At 40.7% G+C, this 21,499-nt stretch carries 18 protein-coding genes and 1 tRNA gene; 9 read left to right on the top strand and 10 right to left on the bottom strand.

Annotated features, from left to right (window positions below):
* Positions 1-157 precede the first annotated feature (157 nt).
* Positions 158-1,165, top strand: a complete 1,008-nt coding sequence (gene hemB, locus ACTXGF_RS17735) for a porphobilinogen synthase (RefSeq protein ID WP_443533913.1) — start codon at positions 158-160, stop codon at positions 1,163-1,165.
* A gap of 88 nt (positions 1,166-1,253) precedes the next feature.
* Here hemB and ACTXGF_RS17730 read toward each other — a convergent pair whose 3' ends face one another.
* Positions 1,254-2,231: a glutathione S-transferase family protein gene (locus ACTXGF_RS17730; protein ID WP_443533914.1), complete on the bottom strand. Its 978-nt coding sequence runs from the start codon at positions 2,229-2,231 to the stop codon at positions 1,254-1,256.
* A gap of 311 nt (positions 2,232-2,542) precedes the next feature.
* On the opposite strand from ACTXGF_RS17730, the gene ACTXGF_RS17725 reads away from it, so the two are divergent.
* Positions 2,543-2,619: transfer RNA gene (locus tag ACTXGF_RS17725), tRNA-Val, on the top strand.
* A gap of 241 nt (positions 2,620-2,860) precedes the next feature.
* On the opposite strand, the gene ACTXGF_RS17720 is transcribed toward ACTXGF_RS17725, so the two are convergent.
* Positions 2,861-3,085: a helix-turn-helix domain-containing protein gene (locus ACTXGF_RS17720; protein WP_238051263.1), complete on the bottom strand. Its 225-nt coding sequence runs from the start codon at positions 3,083-3,085 to the stop codon at positions 2,861-2,863.
* Between the two features lie 150 nt (positions 3,086-3,235).
* Here ACTXGF_RS17720 and ACTXGF_RS17715 point away from each other — a divergent pair, with 150 nt between their 5' ends.
* Genes ACTXGF_RS17715 through ACTXGF_RS17700 form a run of 4 tightly spaced genes read left to right on the top strand, consistent with a single transcriptional unit; the run spans position 3,236 to position 5,282 of the window.
* Positions 3,236-3,451: a hypothetical protein gene (locus ACTXGF_RS17715; protein WP_045447035.1), complete on the top strand. Its 216-nt coding sequence runs from the start codon at positions 3,236-3,238 to the stop codon at positions 3,449-3,451.
* Between the two features lie 11 nt (positions 3,452-3,462).
* Entirely contained in the window at positions 3,463-4,674 is a 1,212-nt protein-coding gene (locus ACTXGF_RS17710; protein WP_238051261.1) for an Arm DNA-binding domain-containing protein, read from the top strand.
* A complete protein-coding gene (locus ACTXGF_RS17705; protein WP_238051260.1) occupies positions 4,661-4,951 on the top strand; it encodes a hypothetical protein in 291 nt (96 codons plus the stop codon). Before ACTXGF_RS17710 ends, ACTXGF_RS17705 begins: the two co-directional genes overlap by 14 nt.
* A 10-nt stretch (positions 4,952-4,961) precedes the next feature.
* Positions 4,962-5,282 carry a hypothetical protein gene (locus tag ACTXGF_RS17700; RefSeq protein ID WP_238051259.1) on the top strand — a complete coding sequence of 107 codons (321 nt, stop codon included), beginning with the start codon at positions 4,962-4,964 and terminating at the stop codon, positions 5,280-5,282.
* Positions 5,283-5,387: 105 nt separating this feature from the next.
* On the opposite strand, the gene ACTXGF_RS17695 is transcribed toward ACTXGF_RS17700, so the two are convergent.
* Entirely contained in the window at positions 5,388-6,434 is a 1,047-nt protein-coding gene (locus ACTXGF_RS17695; RefSeq protein WP_238051258.1) for a TRAP transporter substrate-binding protein, read from the bottom strand.
* A 477-nt stretch (positions 6,435-6,911) separates the two neighbouring features.
* Between ACTXGF_RS17695 and ACTXGF_RS17690 the strand changes: the two genes are divergently transcribed.
* A complete protein-coding gene (locus ACTXGF_RS17690; RefSeq protein ID WP_238051257.1) occupies positions 6,912-8,075 on the top strand; it encodes an iron-containing alcohol dehydrogenase in 1,164 nt (387 codons plus the stop codon).
* A 49-nt stretch (positions 8,076-8,124) separates the two neighbouring features.
* Positions 8,125-9,024: an SMP-30/gluconolactonase/LRE family protein gene (locus ACTXGF_RS17685; RefSeq protein WP_443533917.1), complete on the top strand. Its 900-nt coding sequence runs from the start codon at positions 8,125-8,127 to the stop codon at positions 9,022-9,024.
* Between the two features lie 119 nt (positions 9,025-9,143).
* On the opposite strand, the gene ACTXGF_RS17680 is transcribed toward ACTXGF_RS17685, so the two are convergent.
* The 7 genes from ACTXGF_RS17680 to ACTXGF_RS17650 form a co-directional block, all read right to left on the bottom strand.
* Positions 9,144-9,968 carry a M48 family metallopeptidase gene (locus ACTXGF_RS17680; RefSeq protein ID WP_443533919.1) on the bottom strand — a complete coding sequence of 275 codons (825 nt, stop codon included), beginning with the start codon at positions 9,966-9,968 and terminating at the stop codon, positions 9,144-9,146.
* A 28-nt stretch (positions 9,969-9,996) separates the two neighbouring features.
* Positions 9,997-13,299 carry a type I restriction endonuclease subunit R gene (locus tag ACTXGF_RS17675; RefSeq protein ID WP_443533921.1) on the bottom strand — a complete coding sequence of 1,101 codons (3,303 nt, stop codon included), beginning with the start codon at positions 13,297-13,299 and terminating at the stop codon, positions 9,997-9,999.
* A 71-nt stretch (positions 13,300-13,370) separates the two neighbouring features.
* A complete protein-coding gene (locus tag ACTXGF_RS17670; RefSeq protein ID WP_443533923.1) occupies positions 13,371-14,363 on the bottom strand; it encodes a restriction endonuclease in 993 nt (330 codons plus the stop codon).
* Positions 14,364-14,442: 79 nt separating this feature from the next.
* Positions 14,443-15,123: a hypothetical protein gene (locus ACTXGF_RS17665; protein ID WP_443533924.1), complete on the bottom strand. Its 681-nt coding sequence runs from the start codon at positions 15,121-15,123 to the stop codon at positions 14,443-14,445.
* Positions 15,124-15,473: 350 nt separating this feature from the next.
* Entirely contained in the window at positions 15,474-16,067 is a 594-nt protein-coding gene (locus ACTXGF_RS17660; RefSeq protein WP_443533926.1) for a hypothetical protein, read from the bottom strand.
* Between the two features lie 171 nt (positions 16,068-16,238).
* The gene (locus ACTXGF_RS17655; RefSeq protein WP_443533928.1) at positions 16,239-17,471 is read right to left on the bottom strand and encodes a restriction endonuclease subunit S; all 1,233 of its coding nucleotides are present in this window, start codon (positions 17,469-17,471) and stop codon (positions 16,239-16,241) included.
* Positions 17,461-18,996: a type I restriction-modification system subunit M gene (locus tag ACTXGF_RS17650; RefSeq protein WP_443533930.1), complete on the bottom strand. Its 1,536-nt coding sequence runs from the start codon at positions 18,994-18,996 to the stop codon at positions 17,461-17,463. Before ACTXGF_RS17650 ends, ACTXGF_RS17655 begins: the two co-directional genes overlap by 11 nt.
* 857 nt (positions 18,997-19,853) lie before the next feature.
* On the opposite strand from ACTXGF_RS17650, the gene ACTXGF_RS17645 reads away from it, so the two are divergent.
* On the top strand, positions 19,854-21,242 hold the full coding sequence (locus tag ACTXGF_RS17645) for a GntP family permease (protein WP_443533932.1): 1,389 nt from the start codon (positions 19,854-19,856) through the stop codon (positions 21,240-21,242).
* The last annotated feature ends 257 nt before the right edge of the window (positions 21,243-21,499 follow it).

Raw genomic sequence — 21,499 nt, 5'->3', positions numbered from 1 at the left:
TTTGGTTATAGCAGGCTCACTTTATACAAGCTCTCTTTATATAAAGCCACTTATAAAGCACAGATTTTGATAAGCTGATTCTATAAAATACCGCTTATAGCGATATTATTTTAACCATGTAACATGATAACTATTAAAACAATCATAAGGAATTATTATGAGCTATACTTTTAACCGTCAATACCCTGCTACTCGCTTACGTCGTCTACGCTACAACGACAATGTACGTTCAATGATTCGTGAAGTGGAGCTGCACCCTAAACACTTTATTGCCCCTGTCTTTGTATTAGAGGGTGAAAACCAGCGCGAAACCATCGCTAGTATGCCGGGCGTTGAACGCTTATCGATTGATTTGCTAATCAACTATGCCAAAGAGCTGTTAGCAGAAGGTGTGACAACTATTGATCTTTTTCCTGTGATCGATAACGCTTTGAAAACACCGGATGGTAGCGCCGCTTATGACGAAAACGCCCTGACTGCACGTACAATAAAAGCGGTCAAAGATGCTGTGCCAGAAATGGTCGTCATGACTGATGTAGCCCTAGACCCTTATACCTCACATGGTCAAGATGGTCTACTTGATGACAGTGGTTACGTCATCAATGATGCAACTATCGAAGTACTGGTCAAGCAAGCGCTAGTACATGCGCGTGCCGGTGCAGATATCATCTCTCCTAGTGACATGATGGACGGCCGTATCAAGGCCATGCGTGACGCGTTTGAATCAGAGGGTTTTGTGAATACGGCTATTATGGCCTACTCAGCCAAATATGCTTCTGCTTACTATGGTCCATTCCGTGATGCCGTTGGCAGTGCTGGCAACTTAAAAGGTGGCCATAAGAAACAGTATCAGATGGACTTTGGCAATCGTGCTGAGGCGCTACATGAAGTGGCTATGGATATCAATGAAGGCGCGGATATGGTCATGATCAAACCAGGACAGCCTTATCTTGATTTGATTCGCGAAGTCAAAGATACCTTTGGCGTACCAACCTTTGCATATCAAGTATCTGGCGAATATGCTATGCATATGGCAGCCATTCAGAACGGCTGGTTAAGTGATGCAGTGATCTTAGAGTCGCTGATTGGCTTCCGCCGTGCTGGTGCTGATGGCATCTTGACCTACTTCGCTCTAGAAGCGGCCCGTCAGCTAAACAACGCCTAATAGTAATTACACTAACTTTTATAATGTAATAACCCCAGTTACCTATTAGTAGCTGGGGCTTTTTTTGAATATTTTTTGATGAATAAAACTATAGACATGCACGGTCATGTGACTCATTAAAATCAATCACTGGGCCAGCAGGGACAATACGCGTGGGATTGATATTGGCATGACTGGTGTAATAATGCTGCTTGATATGATCCATATTTACCGTCTCTGCGATACCAGATACCTGATATAAGTCACGCAGATAGCCCCAAAGGTTTGGATAGTCAACGATACGACGCAGATTGCATTTAAAGTGCCCAACATAGACAGCATCGAAACGAACCAACGTCGTAAACAGTCGCCAATCGGCCTCAGTTATAGTACTACCTGTTAGATAACGCTGATGTGCTAAGCGCGTCTCAAGTGTATCTAATGTCGCAAATAGCTCAATCACGGCCTCTTCGTAAGCCTCTTGTGTGGTAGAGAATCCTGTCTTATACACGCCATTGTTGATAGTTGAATAGACAAAAGTATTGATATCATCAATTTCTTGCAATAACTCTGCTGGCACAAAATTACCTGCTAGTGCCCCAACCTCGTCAAAGGCAGAGTTAAACATGCGAATGATTTCAGATGACTCATTACTCACGATTGTGTTTGTTTTTTTATCCCACAAGATAGGTACGGTGACACGGCCTGTATAGTCTGGTTTGGCCTTGGTATATAGCTCATAGGCATAGTCTGCATTGATAACTGGATCAACAACGACACCTGCACCCTCTGCAAACGTCCAACCATACTCACCCATATATGGATGTACTACAGACAACGGAATGATGTCTTCTAAGCCTTTAAGCTTGCGGTAAATAAGGGTACGGTGTGCCCAAGGACAGGCTAGCGACACGTATAGATGATAGCGGTCAGGTTCGGCTTTAAAGCCCTCAATACCTGTTGGCCCTGCGCTACCATCTACCGTTACCCAGTTTCTAAAACCAGCATCTTCACGCTGAAAGCGGCCGCCACTCTCTTTTGTCTCATACCACTTGTCTTGCCACTGCCCATCTACCAAGAGACCCATGTTATTCTCCAACTGTTTTTAATATTTGTTTAACGCTTAGTCAGCATGATTGATTTCAAACCGTTATTATCATGACGATTACGTTGTTTAGAGAGATATCATACCAGTTATAAGGGTTTAATCATTAGCACCACCCCTTTTATTAACAATAAAAACTAAACCATTTAAATTTAATGTTTAGCAAATATATACAAAAGTGTATCTAAATAACTAATATAAGCCTGAATAGCAGATATTATGACAATAAAAGAGGTTTATGCTAAAAAAGACTTGCAAAGTCTGGGAAACTTGCTAAAATGCTCAACCTAAATAGGCGTATAGCTCAGTTGGTTAGAGCGCTACCTTGACATGGTAGAGGTCGTTGGTTCGAATCCGATTACGCCTACCAGATTCGAAAAGTCCCAATCTTAAGATTGGGGCTTTTTTTTGTCCGTGAAATATAGGCTGTAGCGGAAAAGGAAACTATACGTCGATGCAAATTTCCTCTTTTCTCACTTTCAGCAAACGTCATCAAAAAACGTGTGTGCCCAAATTGTGCCTAAGTTGTGCCTGCTCTCTATTTAGCATTCCTTCCAGAGTAGCACTTTTGACCTCTACCCTGAATCATCTAAAGCGCTCTCAAGATTAATTTACTTCTCTTTATCTAGCGACTCGTTAGGTACATAAGTAAATAAATCACCTACTTCAATATCTAGTGCCTCACAAATTTTATCCATAGTGTCAAAATCTATTCTTGAAGTCTGTTCGTTATAGATCTTGTGCATTGTCGACTTACTAATTCCTGTCATTCTTATTATATCTGCCACCTTCATACGTCGTTCAGCTAGTAGCACTGGTAAATTACATAAAATCATTAATAATTCCTTAATAGACTAGAAAAGTACTTGCATCAACTAACTATAGCTAGTAAAGTACTTCTATCGAATAACAAATTACTTTCATAGAATTATTTGTTATTTCGATAAAACAACCTAGTTATTTAATTGGCTTACAAGGAATTTATTATGTCACATACCTACCTAACTACCCAAGAGCTTTCTGAGCTCATCAAATATAACCCTCGTACTATCCGTAATGAGCTAAAGGATAGTGTGCTTATCGAGGGTATTCATTATATACGCCCGTTCGGTGGTCGTAAGATTTTGTACATTTGGGAAGAGATTGAAAAAGATATGCGCACTGGTATCGCCGGTAGCATCAATGCCATGGCACTACAATAAGGAGAAATAGGATGGCTAGTATCAGAAGGCGCAAAGGGAGCAATATGCTATTTGTCGATTTTTATTATATGGGTATACGCTGTCGGGAGAGGACAAACCTGACAGACACACCAGCGAATCGCAAGAAGCTTGATAAGGTGGTTGAGAAAATGAAAGCAGAAATCATCTTAGGACTGTTCAATTACGCTAAGTACTTTCCAAAAAGTGACAAAGCGGCACAGATGGTAGCGTTAAACGATCGCAAGGAATGTATTAATACCGATACGCCCTCTTTTGAACAGTTTGCAGAATTGTGGTTCTCTGAAAAAGAAATTGAATGGCGCGATACCTATAAGCGCAAAATAAAGGAGATTATTGATATGTACTTGATTGCTAAGTTTGGGACTAAACCCATTCATCTCATAAAAAAGACAGATGTATTAGCCTTCCGTTCATCGCTCGCCAAAGTAACGTACGGAAAAGCTAACAAACATCTGTCAGCGGCACGCATCAATTCGATAATGGTACCTTTAGGTATGATACTAAAAGAAGCAGCTAAACGCTATAAATTTGATAATCCTTACTACGATATCAATGCGCTCAAACAGCCTAAAACGGATATTCAACCATTCACACTAGATGAGGTTTGGAAATTTATTAATGGTGTAAGAGCAGACTATCGCAATTATTATCTGGTACGTTTTTTTACAGGGATGCGTACGAGTGAGATTGATGGGTTGACGTGGGAGAACATTGACTTTAATCGACGTGAGATTGTGATCAAACAAGCTTATGTCAAAGGCAAAATTGTTCCTCCTAAGACTCAAGAGTCTTACCGTGCAATCCAAATGTCACCTTGGGTCTACGATGCTCTGAAGCAACAGCAGACCATCACTTATAAGCGATCTGACTATGTATTTTGCGCGCATACGGGTGAGCCACTTGACTACAACAACGTGAATAAACGTGTTTGGCACCCTACTCTTAAGATTTTGGGTCTGAAGAAGCGTAATGCTTATCAGTCTCGTCATACCGCAGCAACGCTATGGTTGGCTGCTGGCGAAAGTCCTGAGTGGATTGCCAGTCAAATGGGACACTCTACAACTAAGATGCTATTCAACACATATAGCCGTTACGTACCGAATATGACTCGGCAGGATGGTAGTGCATTTGAAGCATTGGTCAATCGCAGTCAGATTGCTCAGGTATCTACCGATAAGGGACCTCACAATGAAAATGATTGATTACGATATATTGCATGCGACGTTTAAACCTAGTGGCTATGTCAGTAATGGCGCAGATAATATTGCTAACTACCTCATTTGTGAGCTCTATATTCAGTCAGGTACTGGTTTGGCTAGGTTCCTAAGTATTGATAGTTGCTTTGATAATCATACGGCGCTGCGCATATGGGTACAGAAGCGCTTAGAAACTAATCTCGACTATGTCTTTGATGATATGTGTAGTCAGCTACAGAGTGAGCTCTACGAGCTACTACCACAAACTGGCTATGGATACTAAGGAGGGTATTATGAGCATGAACTTCGTCTTTGATTCAGCTCTCGATGATACAGCAAAGCGTTTGTGCCATGAGTATTGGTCCTATGTGTCGCCCAGTGATTATATAGCGCATTTAGAACTGCTTTGTTATGAACACAACACGGAGACTGATGTTTTATTTGCTACACTTGCAAAATGTCAGGTTTATTTAGATGACGTACACTGTGAATACTGTGGTCGTCCCTATCAATTAGATGTCCCAGCAGATATTCCTCATGCAAGGAGATTGAACTCTTGGTTTTGTGAGGGGTGTATTAGCTTTTCTGGTGGACAGTTTGTCCTAGGTAGGTAAATCTTGAAATAGTTAGAATCAAAAAAACAAAAAAGCCTCAGCTCAAAGTTGGGGCTTTTTCAATTTAGTCAGTTCAGCTATATTTTAGCTAAAATTTTTATCAGATTACACTTTACAGACTACACTAGCTTCTTTAGCCTTATCATAGACCCCGTAAGCATCTAGTCCTAAAGACTCCACATCATCAAGATATTTCTTTGTACCTTTTTCAAGTGGGCCTTTCCAATCTGGGTCATTGAGTGGGTCTAGGATATCGACAACTTCGTCTCCTTGATCGATAGCTGCTTGTAGCTGCGTTGAATAAGTCTTATCCCACATGGCCCCTACTTTCTTGCTAAGTGCCATACCTGAATTGTCATCAATAACTTGTTTCAAGTCCTCTGGCAGACCTTCATACTTAGCTTTATTCATAGTTACCATTAAAGCAGAACTATAAAATGGCATATTAGTATGATACTTCGTCAACTCATTTAGTTTGAAAGTCTCCATAGCTTCCCACGGAAAGCTTAATCCATCAACTACACCACGCTGTAAAGAAGTATATATATCATTGGCAGGTAGCCCCACAGGAGAAGCTCCCATACTTTCGATGATATCACCTGCAACTGCTGAAGGCCTACGAATACGCATACCTCTCATATCCTCAGGAGTTCTGATCAATTTATTAGTACTGTGCAAGGTTCCAGGTCCTGTGGCAAACATAAAGAGCAAGTGAGAATCTTTATACTCGTCAGCAATCGTACCATTGTCATACAAGGTTTGCAGCATACAGCCTGTTTGTGTTGATGAGTTAGATAATCCTGGAAGCTCTGCAATCTGAGATAATGGGAATCGACCACTTGTATAACCTTGTACTTGTGAGCCAATATCAATGGTTCCTTTTACAGCAGACTCATAAGCTGTATCCGCTTTACTAATAGTGGCCGAAGGATATACCTCAACTTTAAGACGCCCGCCCGAATCAGCTTCGATTTTTTTTGCCCAAGGTTCAAAAATCTCTTTATTAATATCAGATGTTGCAGGATAGAAATGTGAGAAACGTAAAACAGTGGTCTCTTGTGAAGAAGTCGTACCATTACTAGATTGGTTTGAACAACCTAAAAGGCTCATCGCGGCTAGCACACTTATCGGAAAAATGGGTGCTAATTTCATTATCAATTCCTTTTGATAGTAGTCATAAGTTCATTAATTTAACTTATGTTTTTATAGTATTTGACAGGTAAGTTAAATACACCATTAGTAGTGGTTATAAATAATTAGGTCAATATATACTTAACGTACAACTGAAATTAGCAACTAAAGTGATAGCTGTCAAATCATTTAATGACTATTCTCTAATGTTTATGATAATGTAATACCTTACAAACATCGGCTAGTTAAGCATGCTGATAAATTCAGATATTGCTTGCTTTTATGGTACCTAGAATTTTTTAATACGTTTTTTTGCAGCTCACTGCACACTGCTCTTGTAAAAATGTATTGAAAGTAAAAATGTTAATAAGGTAAGTAGTTACCTAATACGCTTGAAAAGCATTGACGCCTTATAAGAGTCTAATCAATACAAAAGCACTCTTACTTTTGCATCGTTTGTTCTCAACAAGTGAGTATATATATACAAGGAAGAATAAAATGACAGGGATTGAATTTTATACTAATGGTCATATTGTCAGCGAAGCTGACAGCATGCGCCAAAAGCTAGGTGTTTTAGCAAAACAATATTCTGCAACATCAGCCATCATTATTACAGATGCTGGTATCTCCGAACTAGGCTATGTCGATATCGCCCAGCAATCCTTACAGGAAGCCGGTGTTAATGTCGTTGTGTTCGATAGTGTCGTTGCAGACCCGCCCATTGAAATTGTTGAAAGCGCTATTGATCGTGCAAGAGACAATCAATGTGACTTGATCATTGGCTTAGGTGGCGGAAGCTCTATTGATACAGCGAAGATTGTCGCTTTGTATCCAAATGACTTTCAGTCCGTTAACGATATTTTAGATAGAGATATTAGTGGTTTCAAAAAGCTGCCGCTATTTGCCATACCGACTACTGCTGGTACGGGCGCAGAGTCTACCTTTGTCTCCGTGATTACCTCAAAAGATGGCAGTAAAAAAGCCATTTATACTCCTAAAATCCTACCTGACGTCGCCATTTTAGATGCAACATTAACACTAAAATTACCCCGTCATATCACTGCAGCAACTGCGCTTGATGCCATGGTGCATTGTATTGAAGCCTATACCAGTCGCACTAAAAAGAATCCTATTTCAGATGCACTAGCCCTAAAAGGCTTACAGATGCTTTGGAATAATTTTGAAAAAGTGTTAAACCAAGGTGACGATATTGATGCTCGTGCCGATATGCTGTTAGGTTCCACACTGGCAGGCATCGCCTTCGTCAATGCCTCTGTAGCCGCTGTTCACGGGCTCTCCTACCCTCTTAGTATTAACTTCCACATTCCACATGGACATGCTAATGCACTCGTCATGTGTGGTGTTTTCACATTTAACTTATCAGAAGCTGCTCCTCTATACGCAGAGCTTGCTCGTGCTGTCATGCCTACTCAGACAGCTGGAATGACAGATTTAGACGCAGCGACTTCATTTATTAGTCAACTAAAAATGTTTTTGGAAAACAGTGGTCTTAAATACCGTTTGAGTGAATTGGATATTACAAAGAACGATATTCCTGCCTTAGCCGACATAGTTATCAATACCTATGCACGACTAATCGCGACCAATCCCAAAGATATGACTTTAGAGGAAGTCACTGCAATATATGAAGAAATAGCCTGATAAGAAATATTGTTTAAATAATTTTGTCTATCAATCAAGGAAGATGATTATGTCGAAATATAAAATAGAAGTTGCTGTTGATGGCTTTCACTATTTAGAAGGACCTCGCTGGTATCAAAATGCGCTATGGTTTGTCGATTTCTATACTCAAGGCGTTTATCGAGTTAACAATGAAGGAGTAGCAGAGAAAATCATCCATGTTGAACAGCAACCTTCCGGTTTAGGATGGTTGCCTGATGGGCGCTTGCTGGTTGTGTCGATGAAAGACCGCAAAGTCTTACGACTAGAAAATGATAGTAACTTGGTCGTTCACGCTGATATTTGGGAGCATTGCGGTGGTCATGCAAATGACATGGTGGTTTCAGCCAATGGTAATGCTTATGTCGGCAACTTTGGTTTTGATTTGATGGGTGGCGCTGACCATGAAAACACAGGGCTTGTGTTGGTTAAGCCTGATGGAAGCTCACAGGTTGTCGCTGAAGGATTGGCATTTCCAAATGGGATGGTTATCTCTGCAGATCAGAAAACATTGATCGTTAACGAGCTATTTGGTAATAAAGTCACGCAGTTTGATATCAAGGAGGATGGTAGCCTCGGAGAAAAGCGTGACTTTGCTAATTTTGGAGAATTAGGTGATGAGCCAAATCTTGGTCTACGTATAGAAAATGCTAGCATATTACCTGATGGTTTGACCTTGGATGCCGAGGGTGCTGTGTGGATCGCAGATACCATAAATCAGCGAGCGGTACGCATAGCAGAGGGTGGTGAAATTTTAGAAACTATCGATACTGCACCTGATGGTATCTTTGCGGTTACTCTTGGTGGACAAGATGGTAAGACACTATTTATGTGCGCGGCTCCAGACTGGGATGAGGCCTCTCGCAAGGCAGAAACTAAAGGACGTATGTTAGCTGTGCAAGTTAAGGTGGGGCATGCAGGTACGCCATAGTTAAAAAGCATCTCAGAACTGGACTTAAAATAACCCATCTGATATGGGTTATTTTAGTTGATAGCTAGCTACTTTTTTGAAGGTGGTTTTCATGCTAATTATGATAAAGGTGTTATGACTCACTCATTCAAATATAGCTCAGCCATCCCGTCGAGCCTAGCCTTTACCTCTTTCCAGTTTGGCATTACTTGCGTTAGTAGCCGCCAGAAATGCTCACTGTGGTTGTGTTCAGCTATATGACACAGCTCATGCAGTATCACGTAATCAATGCATTCCTTTGGTGCTTTTACTAAGTGCGGATTGAGTATTAAATTGCCTTTAGTTGAGCAGCTTCCCCATTGTTTTTTCATGGTCATTAATTTTATTGAAGGACTATTTTTAACCCATGAAGCCTTACTTATCAAGGCTTCAAGCCTCTCTCTAGAGATCGACCTAAATTTATTTTTATACCATTCATCAATAAGACGTTTAACTAAGACAGCTCGTTCTTCAGCGTCCAACTCAGAATCGCTTTGAGACAATTCCACATTCAGCTTACCGCGACTAAGCTTCACAGTACTGTTGATCCCATCGTTAGCTTCTGCATCGGTTATCACTTTTAACACATAACGACGACCCAGATAAAACTGGGTTTCGCCGCTAACATAACGTTTGGGCAATACCTGATCTTGTTGCTTGGCAAAATCTTGTAGGCTTTGCCATATCCAGCGCGCACGTTTCATCATGGCATCTTGTATCATTTCATCGCTGGCATCGACAGGTGCGGTGGCAACCACACGCTGATCAGGATGTACTTTGATAACCACTTTTCGAGGCTTGGTCTTTTTAGCAATCAGCTTGTCGCTTTCAGGCTTATTTATCTTTTCTTTATCAGTTGCTTCTTTACGCACTATTTCATAATCAATCTTATCTTGACCATAATAAAACACACCATTCTCAGTCATTGCCTACTACCCTATTGCTGCTCTTAGGCTACTTGTCTCTGGAAAGTCCAAGGCGGGTAATCTTTAGTACTTCCTCGATGAGCTGTTGTGCTTTATCGATACCCAAATCCATAAATAACATCGGTAGCAATTTGACACTAATAGCATTTTCGATCTCTGCTGGATTGATAGAGTACTCAGCTACCGCTGTCTTGACGATCTTATCAATCTCAAAGGCGTAAGCGACTAGCTTGTCGTTATCTAGCTCTTTATCTATCAAGAAATCAGCATCGAATAAATGCTTAAACAAACCAAAGTACGCCTGAGCATGTTTGTTCAATTTACCACTATCATCGACAAACTCATTTGGTACATCGGCGACATCACGGTCTTTGACAGCTTGCTCAAAGTCAGCAAACATCATGTACTGCTTCACTGGCGCATCGAACATGGCTTTAGCATCAGCAATCGCTTGCTTGAGCAATTTAGAAAAATACTCTTGGGCATAAGGATCATCAGCCAGATCCTGCTCAATCATCTTAGTGACACGACCAGTGATTTTATCCGTTTGGTTGCGCGCTTCATCATCGCTTAATTCTTCAGGCTTAACATCCTTACCTAAGTTACCAACCAAGTAAGCACCTTTTGCCTCACGAACCTCAAGTCCAGCGATATGCTTATCAAGTAAGCTACGAATATCTGCTTCATACTCATCATAATCGATGGTTTCATCAGCATCCTCGCGCACTTGCTTACGTAGATTGATAAAGGCTTTTAGATCGGCTTTGTAGCGATCACGCTTGCTATCAAATGATTTGTCTGCAAAGAAAGACGCCGATTGCAACGCAATTTTCATGGCGTTAGAAAATGCGGTTAAAGCTGCATAAAAGTCATCACGCTCTTTGAGCTTGGTATCGACTACTCTACCATCAATGTCCTGCATCTTTGGTGCAAGCACCTGTCTTAACGCTTGCCCATCTTGTTTATTTTTCACCGATGAGAATATCGCCCACAGCTCGCTATGTAGTCTAGGTAACTGCTTGTACTCAGTATCCATCGCGTTATACAAACCTTTGAGGTCATCGATATCAAAGCCACCTTGCGTACGTTCTGCTAAGTCTTGGTATTTTTCAATGGTGATATCCAGCTCTTTTAAGATGCCGCGATAATCAATCAAATAACCAAAGCGTTTCTTCTCATGCAAGCGGTTTACCCGTGCAATCGCCTGAATCAGGTTGTGCTGCTTTAAGGGCTTATCGATATACAGTACGGTGTTTTTTGACTCATCAAAGCCCGTTAGTAGCTTATCGACAACGATCATAATGTCAGGACCATCATCCTGACTAAAAGCTTCTATAATAGCTTTGGTATATGCCTTTTCATCACCGCCATACTCTTTGGCGACATTATCTTGCCACCAATTCTGGACGATGTCTTTTGACTCTCCATCGACAGTATCATGCCCTTCACGAGTATCAGGTGGTGACATAGCGACCACTGAGGTCACTTTGCCAATCTTATCTAACGCCATTTTATAGCGGATAGCTGAGGCTTTAGAGTCACAAGCCAACTGACCTTTAAGGTGCTGCTGTTTAAAGTTTTGGAAGTGATCAGAGATATCATGAGCGATCAGCTCAATACGACCCTCAACCTGATAGATTTGACCTTTTTGGGAGAACTTACGCTTGAGATCCGTTTTTTGATCATCGGTGAGCTTTTGGGTGATACGGTCAAACCAAGCATCAATGGCTTGATCGTTGGTATTCAGCTCAGGGATACGCTCTTCGTATAACAGTGGCGTGACCGTTTTATCTTTAACCGCTTGCTGCATGGTATAAGAGTGGATGATGCTACCAAATTTGTTTTCGGTCTTGTCATCTTTTAGCAATGGCGTACCTGTAAAGGCAATAAAAGCAGCGTTTGGCAAGGCTTGCGCCATACGAATATTATTCTCACCGTTTTGGCTACGGTGACCTTCATCGACCATAACGATGATATTTGGGCTGTCGTTATAACATTCATCATATTTAACGGCTGAGCCAAACTTATTAATAATAGAGAAGATAACACGCTCATTACCCTGCCCAATCTGCTGCGCTAGACGGCGACCAGAGGTTGCCATCGCATCTGTTTTGTCCCGATCACTAAGCACACCACCAGAAGCAAAGGTTTTACTAAGCTGAGTTTCAAGATCAACACGGTCGGTGACCACAATGACACGGCACTTGGCGAGTTCTTCTAACCAAATAAGCGCCTTAGAGAAAAACACCATCGTGAAAGATTTACCACTACCTGTGGTATGCCAAATGACACCGCCCTCACGACTGCCCTTCTCGTCAAAGGTGCTGATACGTTCAATCAAGGCTTTGATGCCAAAGACTTGCTGATAGCGGGCAACAATTTTGCCAGCCTTTTTATCAAACAAGGTAAACATGCGCGTCATCTCAAGCAGACGCTCAGGCTGCAAAAGACTGATGATTAAGCGGTCTTGGTCAGTGACGGCTAGATCACCGCCTGCAATTAATGATTTATATTCCTCTTTAATAGAGGTAGGACGATCACCAAACAAGTTCTCAACTTGCTTAGGACTGAGTGCTTGGTTCTTTAAACGATGAAACTCAGGCTCAGAAATTTCTTCCTCGACCCATTTTGCCCAAAACTTCTCAGGCGTACCGCAGGTAGCATACAGACCGTCATTACCATTGACCGCCAGTAGTAGTTGGCTATAGGCAAATAGATGCGGGATTTCTTTTTGACCTTGGTTACGGATGTGCTGGGAGACGGCTTGAGCATTGGTCGATTGCCACTCTCTACTCGAATCAGGGCGTTTGGCTTCGATCACTGCCAGCGGTAGACCATTCACAAAGCAAACGATATCAGGTCTACGACTACTCGTACCTTCACTATTGAGTACTACCAGCTCTTCGGTAACGTGAAAGCTATTATTATCGATATTATTCCAATCTATCAGAGCGATAGTCTGCGAGGTTTTTTTACCTTCAATAAACTCAGTCACGGTCACGCCATAGAGCATGGCGTTATATAGCGCCTCGTTTGCTGCCTGTAAGCCTAAGTTCATGGCGGGATTCAGCTCATGCATGACCTTATCAATGGCGCTGTCTGATAAAGGATGTAGCTTGCCCTCAAACATAAAATTTTGCTTAGCTAAAAATGCACGCATGATAGGTAGTAATACAACTTGGTCAATAGCCTTATTTGAAACCACTTTTGAGCGCATGGCACTGCATTGGCTAGGCGGAATAAACTGATAGCCCAGTGTGGTAAGTAAGGTTAAGGCAGGAATCTTTGAGCTGAATTCTTCGGCAAAATTGATGCTAGGGCTGGTATCCATACGGTAGCTCGTTATTTATAAGCATTAATAGCTATGCATGAAATGAATTTCATGCATATTCTGAATTTACATCATAGCAGCGTAGGCAAGCTCGAAATCCCGAGTGATGAGAGACTGTCATCTGATAACAGATTAAGATTATCGTATATCCAGTTGACGAAATCAGCTCCTGCTAATACAGTAATATTGTGCAAATCTGCAAAATCATTATTTTTAAAGTCGGCAGTGGTAATCAGAACTTTATCGATTTGGGAGTAATCATCTTCATTGACCTCATACTCTGCAACTTGCTTTATACCATGATTCCCTGTTGTACCATCATGGTGCTTAACTTGAATAAAAATGCCTTCCTTCTTTTCTGAGAATTCTGAAAAACGTGTCGCAATGACATCGACATCTTGTATGCCCGATTTCTCATTTTTCGCAGGTATACGTGCAGTGTAGTTTTTAGCTTCTAAAATTTCTTTAATAAGGTGTTCAAGACCAATGCCACCAGACTGAAGGTTTATATCTTTATTACTGCGCAATCTAGATAGTAGATCAACTTTAAACCTCTCAGTATTTTGCTGTATTTTAAGTTCTTGTTCGTTGTTCCATGTATATAGCTTGTCGTTCTTAATCGATTCTATATGCTTATATAACTCATCCGAAAACTCATTCAAATCACAAACAGTCATACGTATTTTAAGTCTGTTCTGCAGGGCAGTTGATAAGTTACCTCTAGGGATAAAGTAACCATCCTTATGCTTTAGATATCTGACAGATATTCTATTTTCCCCATACTGAATGCCTTCGGTAACAGGTTGATAACTTTTCTCACCAACTATTTCCGCAACAGCAACTGCTCCAGAAAAAGGAACAATTACATAGTCGCCTTGCTTAAGATTAAAATAGCGCTTTATTTGATTGGTTTGTCGCCCTCTACCGATATCTTTAAATCCTTGGTCAATTAAATCTTTGACAGTCTCAAACTGAGAAAAATTAACGCTCGCCCAACCATAGCCAATCTGATTATTTTTAATAAGCTTAGGACTTCTGACCATCACAAAATTAACTTGAGCCATTTACCAATTTCCTTTTAGGTGAGATATACAAACCAACTATATTCTATATGTATATTAGTATTGCCTAAGAAATGTGAAGCTAGTCACGACATTTTTTATAAAGTGATGAGTTGTCATTCCAATCAGCTTTAACACGTACACTTTTATCCGGCAAATACTTATAATTTATTGTGTGTATGACTGGGTCAGCTTCGTAATAAAAAGCGCCTGTGACATTTAACTCATTTGAAGATATAGGATCTACTCTAATAACTTTGAATCGCTGAGTACCATTTGAAGAGCCTTCACTCTCACTTAAGAATGCTTGCTCGCGATTTGATTTGGGATACTGACATTCACCCCAAGCGCCTTGATACTTTCTAGGAACAATACTAGATTTTTTCGAATAGACGTAAGAACCGTTAAACGCCCTTTCAGTAGACATACAGTTGCTTAAATTTTTTAACTGAATTTCATTGGGTGAAAATCTCGCTTCAACTTGGCAACCTAAGTTAGACTGATAGTCTAGATAACCACTCTCTGGTACCGTAAAAACAACAGTGCTATTGTCTTGGATGGGTTTAGCTTTACTAGCGATAACAAAGCTAGAGTCGCCAATCATATTAGCAAGAAACAGCTCGTAGTGTTTAGCACCCTCATATTCAAAACTGCTTAGATGTACTCGTTTATTGGTGCCGCTGACATAGACACCTTCTACTACAGGGGCAGCCATAGCCGTTAAAGGTAGTATGGAAAATAGGACTAAAGCTCGTTTTAACATTAAGTGACGCCTTTTTAGATTCGATTTTTTGGATAGTAGTTTAATGATAAAAGGCAACAAAAAACCGCCAAGGTTACGCGTTGCCCGAAGGATAGTAAGCGTGGCGGTTATATTGAGTATGCTTTACATGCGGGCTAATAAGGAAACTGTCTTTAAAAACACTATCACCCTCTATTGAAAGTGCTTTTATCTAAAGAGACTTGCTATTGCTCTTAAAATTAGTAAACCAATAGAAAACACAACGACTAAACCTGATCCAGTAATGACCAACACAATCAACGCGCCCATAAAAAATCCTTTTCTTTAGTCCGAACATAGAATAGATGATCTAGTAGAGAAGAAACATTCTATCAAGCACGATAATTTGGGTTCGTTTGAGTCCAGCCTGTATCTCTGTCCACGCTAGTATCACCGTCACCATCTACCCAAATAACATCTCCATTTGGTAAGACTCTTTCATGAGGTGAAACGTCATGTACATTGTAGTTTTCAATTTGAGTACTGTCGGCGACTGTAGAGCTGTCCGCTGCTGCTAAGCTTTCTGCTCCAGAAGTGTCAACGCCATCTACTGCATCTACTACACCAATGGCGATGGTAGAGACAGCCACAACTTTTGCTAAGCTTCTACCTGACGTTTTCACTTTATCCCAGTCACGCTCAAGCAAACCATCTGCGGTATCAATGGTATCTCCTACAATTTGACCAGCAGCCACTAATAGTTGATTGCCCACGGCTTTTGTTGTTTTTCCTAAGTCTGAAAAGCCTTTGTCACATCGAGCACTATCACTGTCAAAAGCGCCAATACCTACCTCAGCTATACCATCAGCTACATTGCCAAGGATATTTCCCGTATTTCTCATTGAGCCATCAACGGACTCTCCAATTTCTTGAATAAAGTCATTGTTTACGAATTTTCCTGCGGCTTTAACGCTACCGCCAAGCACAAAACCCGCGCCCTCTCCTAAACCCTTCCCTAGATTTTTTAAAAAAGACATGTCGTATTACTCAAATTATGTTTAATAAATGATAATAACAACAACTCACATTTTTTACTAGAGTATATTTGACATTAATAATGTAGTAATAAATTAAGCGGTTAGTAGTATCTATAACGCTTAAGTTCTATCGTTTATCACCACCCGCTTCTTACCCGTCAACAACACCTGCATCAAAGCCTTTTTCTCTTGCTGAAAATCAGCCAATTGCTGCTGGAGCAACTCAATCTCTTTATCAGCATTGGTTAACACGGTAGCGATTTTTTGTTGTTCTTCAAAACTTGGTAGGAGAATTTTTAATTTACCAAGCTCACCTAAGTAAACTCCTGCTTGAGCAGTAGAGTTTGATTTTCTATGAAGTAAATGAGTGAAGTCACTACTACTAAATAATTGCATCAGAAACTGGTTACAGATACCTTTTGCAACTCTGATAATAGCTACACTTCTTTGAAGCGTAAATTTTTCAGCCAACTCCTCTGGTACTAGAGCTACACGTCCAAGTGTTCCAACAACTGTTAGTAGAATATCACCACTTTTAATCGTATATCTAGCATGAATCTTATTATAATCTTCTTCGCTAATGTATGGCGCGTCTTCAAAATCAACCGTGTTTTGCTTAGTGATATTTTTAGCTGAAAGCATTGGTACGCCACTTTCGTATCTTTTATGCGTTCCGTGAGTTCCATCTCTTATAAAGTCAGTTATTTCACCGAGTTTATACTCTTCCCACTCACCCTCAAACCTTTTCCCCGATTCATCGAGCAACCTTTTTTTACCCGTCAACAATTGCTGCATTAAGGCTTTTTTCTGCTGGGTACTGTTCTCAATTAAACGCTCAGTCGTGCCAATCGCTTTATCCCAAGTGGATAGGATTTTGGCGATTTTTTGTTGCTCTAGGAGAGGTGGAAGAGGTATATCCAAGTTTCTAATTATTTTTAAGCTAACTGTTTTGTGTGATGACCCATCGACAGTTCTTTCAATTTGTCGCTTAATATACGAACCTTTTAATACATTAAATATATACTTTGAATCAGCACTATCATTAGATTCTGCAATTACCGTGTTTTGACCTAAACAAAATCTTTCATTTGTCGCAGCATAAGCGCTAACCCCATAGCTCCCAACACGACTAAAAACAATATCATGCTGTTTAGGTTGATATTTCTTCGTATATTCTGCAAATACTTCATTAGAGACTTTTATTGTTTTTGATAGATCTAATAATCCACCTTTAACATCAGTAACTCTTACCATTGGTAAGCCTGAGTCACTAAATTTAGGAGTTTGATGCAAAGAGTCAATTATTTTATAAATATCATGAAGTTTTTTAACCTCCCAACCATTAGGCATCATAACCCAACTCCTTTAAAAACCCTGCCATCTCAATCTCTAAACTATACAATTCAGACTTTAGCTCAAGACGCTCAGTACGTACCGCGTCCAGATCAATCTCCGCCTCTTCTTTAAAGGTATCGACATAGCGTGGGATATTTAGGTTAAAGTCGTTTTCTACTATCTCATCAAAGCTCGCTAAATACGCGTATTTATCCACGCTTTCCCGCGCCTTATACGTCTCAATGATTTTAGCAATATTGTCTTCAGTCAGTTGGTTTTGATTTTTACCGGATTTAAACTCATTACTGGCATCGATAAACAGTACCGTGTCATCAGTTTTGTTCTTTTTAAATAGCAGAATAGCGGCTGGAATCCCCGTACCAAAGAAAAGCTTTTCAGGTAAACCAATCACCGTATCGAGCAGGTTTTCTTCGATCAGTTGCTGACGGATTTTACCTTCACTTGACGCACGGAATAGCACGCCATGCGGCACGACCACACCCATACGGCCAGTCGCAGGCTTGAGCGTTTCGATCATATGACTGATAAAGGCATAGTCGCCCTTGGTCTTGGGCGGGACACCGCGATGGAAGCGACCATAGGGATCGCTACTGGCATCCTCATGGCCCCATTTATCCAATGAAAACGGCGGATTGGCCGTCACCACATCGAACTGTAATAAGCGCTTGCCGTCTTTATCGAGTAGCAGCGGATTACGGATGGTATCGCCCCACTCGATACGGTGGTTGTCCTCACCGTGTAGGAACATATTCATCTTGGCCAGTGCCCATGTCGAGCCAATGGCTTCTTGACCGTATAGCGCATACTTCTTAGAGTTTGAGTTTTTGCGTACCATCGCCCCGCATTTAATGAGTAGCGAGCCTGAACCACAGGCTGGGTCACAGATTTCATCACCCTCCACAGGCTCAAGGATAGTCGCTAGCAAATTGGACACTTCGGGCGGCGTATAGAATTCGCCAGCCGTCGCCCCACTACTAGCAGCAAAGTGTTTGATTAAAAACTCATAGGCATTACCAATCACATCGAGGCTACCGACACGCTCAACGCTTAGATTAAGGATGTCTTTGCCAAAATCCTCTAATAAGTGGCGGAGTAGCTCGTTCTTTTGCTTTTCTTGACCGAGTTTATCCGTGTTGAAACTAATATCTTGGAAGACGTTTTTGAGCTTAGTGCCGTTGGCTTCTTCAATCGCGTGTAGCGCCTCATCGATGCGCTGACCATTGCCGGGTTGATGACGCTGCTCATACAAGTCCCAAAAGCTTGCACCTTCAGGCAATACAAAACGCTGCTTGGACATCATGGCGTGGATGAGCTCAGGGTTGTCGCCGAACTGCTCGACCAGCTTGTTGTATTCATCTCTATAGACGTCTGATAAATACTTTAGGAACAGCATGGTTAAGATAAAGTCTTTATAGGTATCGGCGCTGATGACCCCGCGAAACGTGTCACAGGCATTCCAGACGGCTTTATTGATGTCGTCTTGATTGATTTGGGTAATATGACTAGCAGTACTGTCGGGCATTGGTTATTCCTTAACGCGCTGGAAAATTGCTGGTTGTTATAGTGAGGTAATGATAGCAGGGTATATAGTCGATATCTTAAAATGATGGGCTTTTAGTTATTAGAATTTATCAAAGTAGCGGCATTGGAAGTACCAAGCTATCGCCTTGGTTGTTCTTACTCATAGCACACTCATCACTGCATCATTAGTTTACCGAATTTGTCTCTACAATCTCTTCAATATAGTACCGTCTTATTTTTCAGAGTAAACCACTGAGACTATCTAATGACTACTAAGGTTTAATAGTTGATATTTGTTTATATCTCTGTTAGATTTTAACTCGATACATAATGTATCGTTTTATATATAACTGCATTTAAACAATGGCAAACCTTTCAGTGTTTGCACATCACATTGTTATAGCAGTTGTATTAATCGTATTTCATTCATGCTAAGGATAGCTATTATGAACAACCATTCAGTCAGTTCACTCTTATAAGCCAAAACTCTTCAGGTACCGATCAAATAGTATTAACTTGAGCTATAAAGCCATAGTTATGTGTGTTTGATGCTATGAGTACGCCTTGATATCGAGAATAATTCGAGTCGTATATATCGCTGTGAATACGCTAGGCATTAACCCTAATGCTCTATCTACGAAATGATTAGATATCAGTGATCCTTTACGCTATGGCATAAGGTGCTTTTATTTATTCGATATTCATGACGATATTTCACCGTCTAAATATCAACTACTGAGAAGATCCTAGAAATTTTTATCACGTAATAACCAGACTAAATTCTGTTTATCAGAAGCATTATCTTATTCACAAAGTATAATTTTACAGCGTATTTTTCCATGGAAGGGAATTTAAACTATGAGTATTTTTGCAATTTTTTTGTCTTTGTCACTCTTAATATATTTTGCTTATAGGGGAGTTAGCGTATTAGTTTTAGCGCCCCTACTCGCTATCTTAGCTGTTGTTTTAAGTGGTGATAGCAGTCAAACCATGGGGATTTATACTGAAGTATTTATGCAGGGGCTTGGTGGCTTTGCTGTGAAATATTTCCCGCTATTTATCTTAGGTGCGATTTTTGGCAAGTTGATGGAAGACTCTGGTTACGCCTATAGCATCGCACGCAACATCGTGGATAAACTGGGAGACAAACATGCTTTGTTAGCCGTCGTCTTAGCATGTTCAATCTTGACTTATGGAGGTGTATCAGCCTTTGTCGTCACTTTCGCAATATATCCCATTGCTGCCGCCTTATTTAAGCAGACGAACATACCTAAAAGACTGATACCTGGAGCCATCTGCATCGGTGCCCTAACCTTAACCATGACGGCATTGCCAGGCTCACCTGCCATTCATAATGTCATACCGATGCCTTATTTTGAGACCGATGCATTTGCAGCTCCTGGTTTAGGCATTATTGCCTCGATAGTCATGCTAGGCGGAGGTATGTTGTGGATGAATCGCCAAACGCGTATTGCAAGTGCAAATAATGAAGGTTATGGAAATCATACGTTAAATGAAAAAGAGCCTTACTCAGGTATCGACATACCCAATTTTTGGCTCGCATTATCGCCTATTCTCATTGTGATAATAGGCAACTATGCTTTTTCAAAAATTATAATACCGTTATGGAACAACAGTTACTTAGCTGACGAAAAGTTTGATGGCGTAGCCTTGAGCTCAGTTATTGGTATATGGGCCATTATTTTATCGTTGTTTTTAGCTTGTGTGTTTGTTATTGCTTCGAGTTTCAAAAGAATAGATAGTGTGGCAGAAAGTTTAAACAAAGGTGCTACCGGATCTTTACTGCCTATTTTTAATACAGCTTCAGAAGTGGGCTATGGCTCCGTGATTGCAACTCTTGCAGGTTTCGCTATTATCAAACAGTCTCTTATGGGAATTGCGCCTGGCAACCCTCTCATATCAGAAGCCATTATGGTTAACGTTTTAGCAGGTATTACTGGGTCAGCTTCAGGTGGTTTGGGTATAGCGTTAGAAATCATGGGTGCAAGCTATATGCAATTGGCAGAACAATATAATATTGACCCTGAATTAATGCATCGTATTGCTTCTTTGGCTTCCGGCGGTTTGGATTCATTACCACATAATGGGGCAATAATAACAATGCTAACTATTTGTGGTTTGACTCATAGAGAGTCTTATAAAGATATATTTGCGACTGCTGTGGTCATTCCTTTAATTGCTCTTGTCCTAGTGATTATACTCGGTACCCTATTCGGATCTTTTTAGAAAGATGCGATTTCCTGTCTATGTAGCTATGGACGTTTGCCATACGTCTTAGCTACAACTGCTTTTTCCGATAAAGCTCTATCAATAAGCACTATCACTTGATAGCTGGCAAATAGCATCACAAAAATCAAATAAAACCTCCTAGCTTTTTTATCTCATCATAAACGTCCTCTATATTCTTCAACGTTAAGACTTTCGGTCTATAAATAGAATTGTCATCAATTTTGTCTATAGAGGCTTAAAAATACAGCAAGACG

The sequence above is a fragment of the Psychrobacter sp. 1Y6 genome (genome assembly GCF_052258385.2).
GTDB lineage: Bacteria > Pseudomonadota > Gammaproteobacteria > Pseudomonadales > Moraxellaceae > Psychrobacter.
Note: the sequence above shows the minus strand (reverse complement) of the source record. Positions and strands in the feature narration are given on the sequence as shown.

Bases quoted from the DNA above. Each gene is read 5' to 3' on its own strand.
- hemB (WP_443533913.1), top strand. From the start codon at position 158: ATGAGCTATACTTTTAACCGTCAATACCCTGCTACTCGCTTACGTCGT.
- ACTXGF_RS17730 (WP_443533914.1), bottom strand. From the start codon at position 2,231: ATGGGTCTCTTGGTAGATGGGCAGTGGCAAGACAAGTGGTATGAGACA.
- ACTXGF_RS17720 (WP_238051263.1), bottom strand. From the start codon at position 3,085: ATGATTTTATGTAATTTACCAGTGCTACTAGCTGAACGACGTATGAAG.
- ACTXGF_RS17715 (WP_045447035.1), top strand. From the start codon at position 3,236: ATGTCACATACCTACCTAACTACCCAAGAGCTTTCTGAGCTCATCAAA.
- ACTXGF_RS17710 (WP_238051261.1), top strand. From the start codon at position 3,463: ATGGCTAGTATCAGAAGGCGCAAAGGGAGCAATATGCTATTTGTCGAT.
- ACTXGF_RS17705 (WP_238051260.1), top strand. From the start codon at position 4,661: ATGAAAATGATTGATTACGATATATTGCATGCGACGTTTAAACCTAGT.
- ACTXGF_RS17700 (WP_238051259.1), top strand. From the start codon at position 4,962: ATGAGCATGAACTTCGTCTTTGATTCAGCTCTCGATGATACAGCAAAG.
- ACTXGF_RS17695 (WP_238051258.1), bottom strand. From the start codon at position 6,434: ATGAAATTAGCACCCATTTTTCCGATAAGTGTGCTAGCCGCGATGAGC.
- ACTXGF_RS17690 (WP_238051257.1), top strand. From the start codon at position 6,912: ATGACAGGGATTGAATTTTATACTAATGGTCATATTGTCAGCGAAGCT.
- ACTXGF_RS17685 (WP_443533917.1), top strand. From the start codon at position 8,125: ATGTCGAAATATAAAATAGAAGTTGCTGTTGATGGCTTTCACTATTTA.
- ACTXGF_RS17680 (WP_443533919.1), bottom strand. From the start codon at position 9,968: ATGACTGAGAATGGTGTGTTTTATTATGGTCAAGATAAGATTGATTAT.
- ACTXGF_RS17675 (WP_443533921.1), bottom strand. From the start codon at position 13,299: ATGGATACCAGCCCTAGCATCAATTTTGCCGAAGAATTCAGCTCAAAG.
- ACTXGF_RS17670 (WP_443533923.1), bottom strand. From the start codon at position 14,363: ATGGCTCAAGTTAATTTTGTGATGGTCAGAAGTCCTAAGCTTATTAAA.
- ACTXGF_RS17665 (WP_443533924.1), bottom strand. From the start codon at position 15,123: ATGTTAAAACGAGCTTTAGTCCTATTTTCCATACTACCTTTAACGGCT.
- ACTXGF_RS17655 (WP_443533928.1), bottom strand. From the start codon at position 17,471: ATGATGCCTAATGGTTGGGAGGTTAAAAAACTTCATGATATTTATAAA.
- ACTXGF_RS17650 (WP_443533930.1), bottom strand. From the start codon at position 18,996: ATGCCCGACAGTACTGCTAGTCATATTACCCAAATCAATCAAGACGAC.
- ACTXGF_RS17645 (WP_443533932.1), top strand. From the start codon at position 19,854: ATGAGTATTTTTGCAATTTTTTTGTCTTTGTCACTCTTAATATATTTT.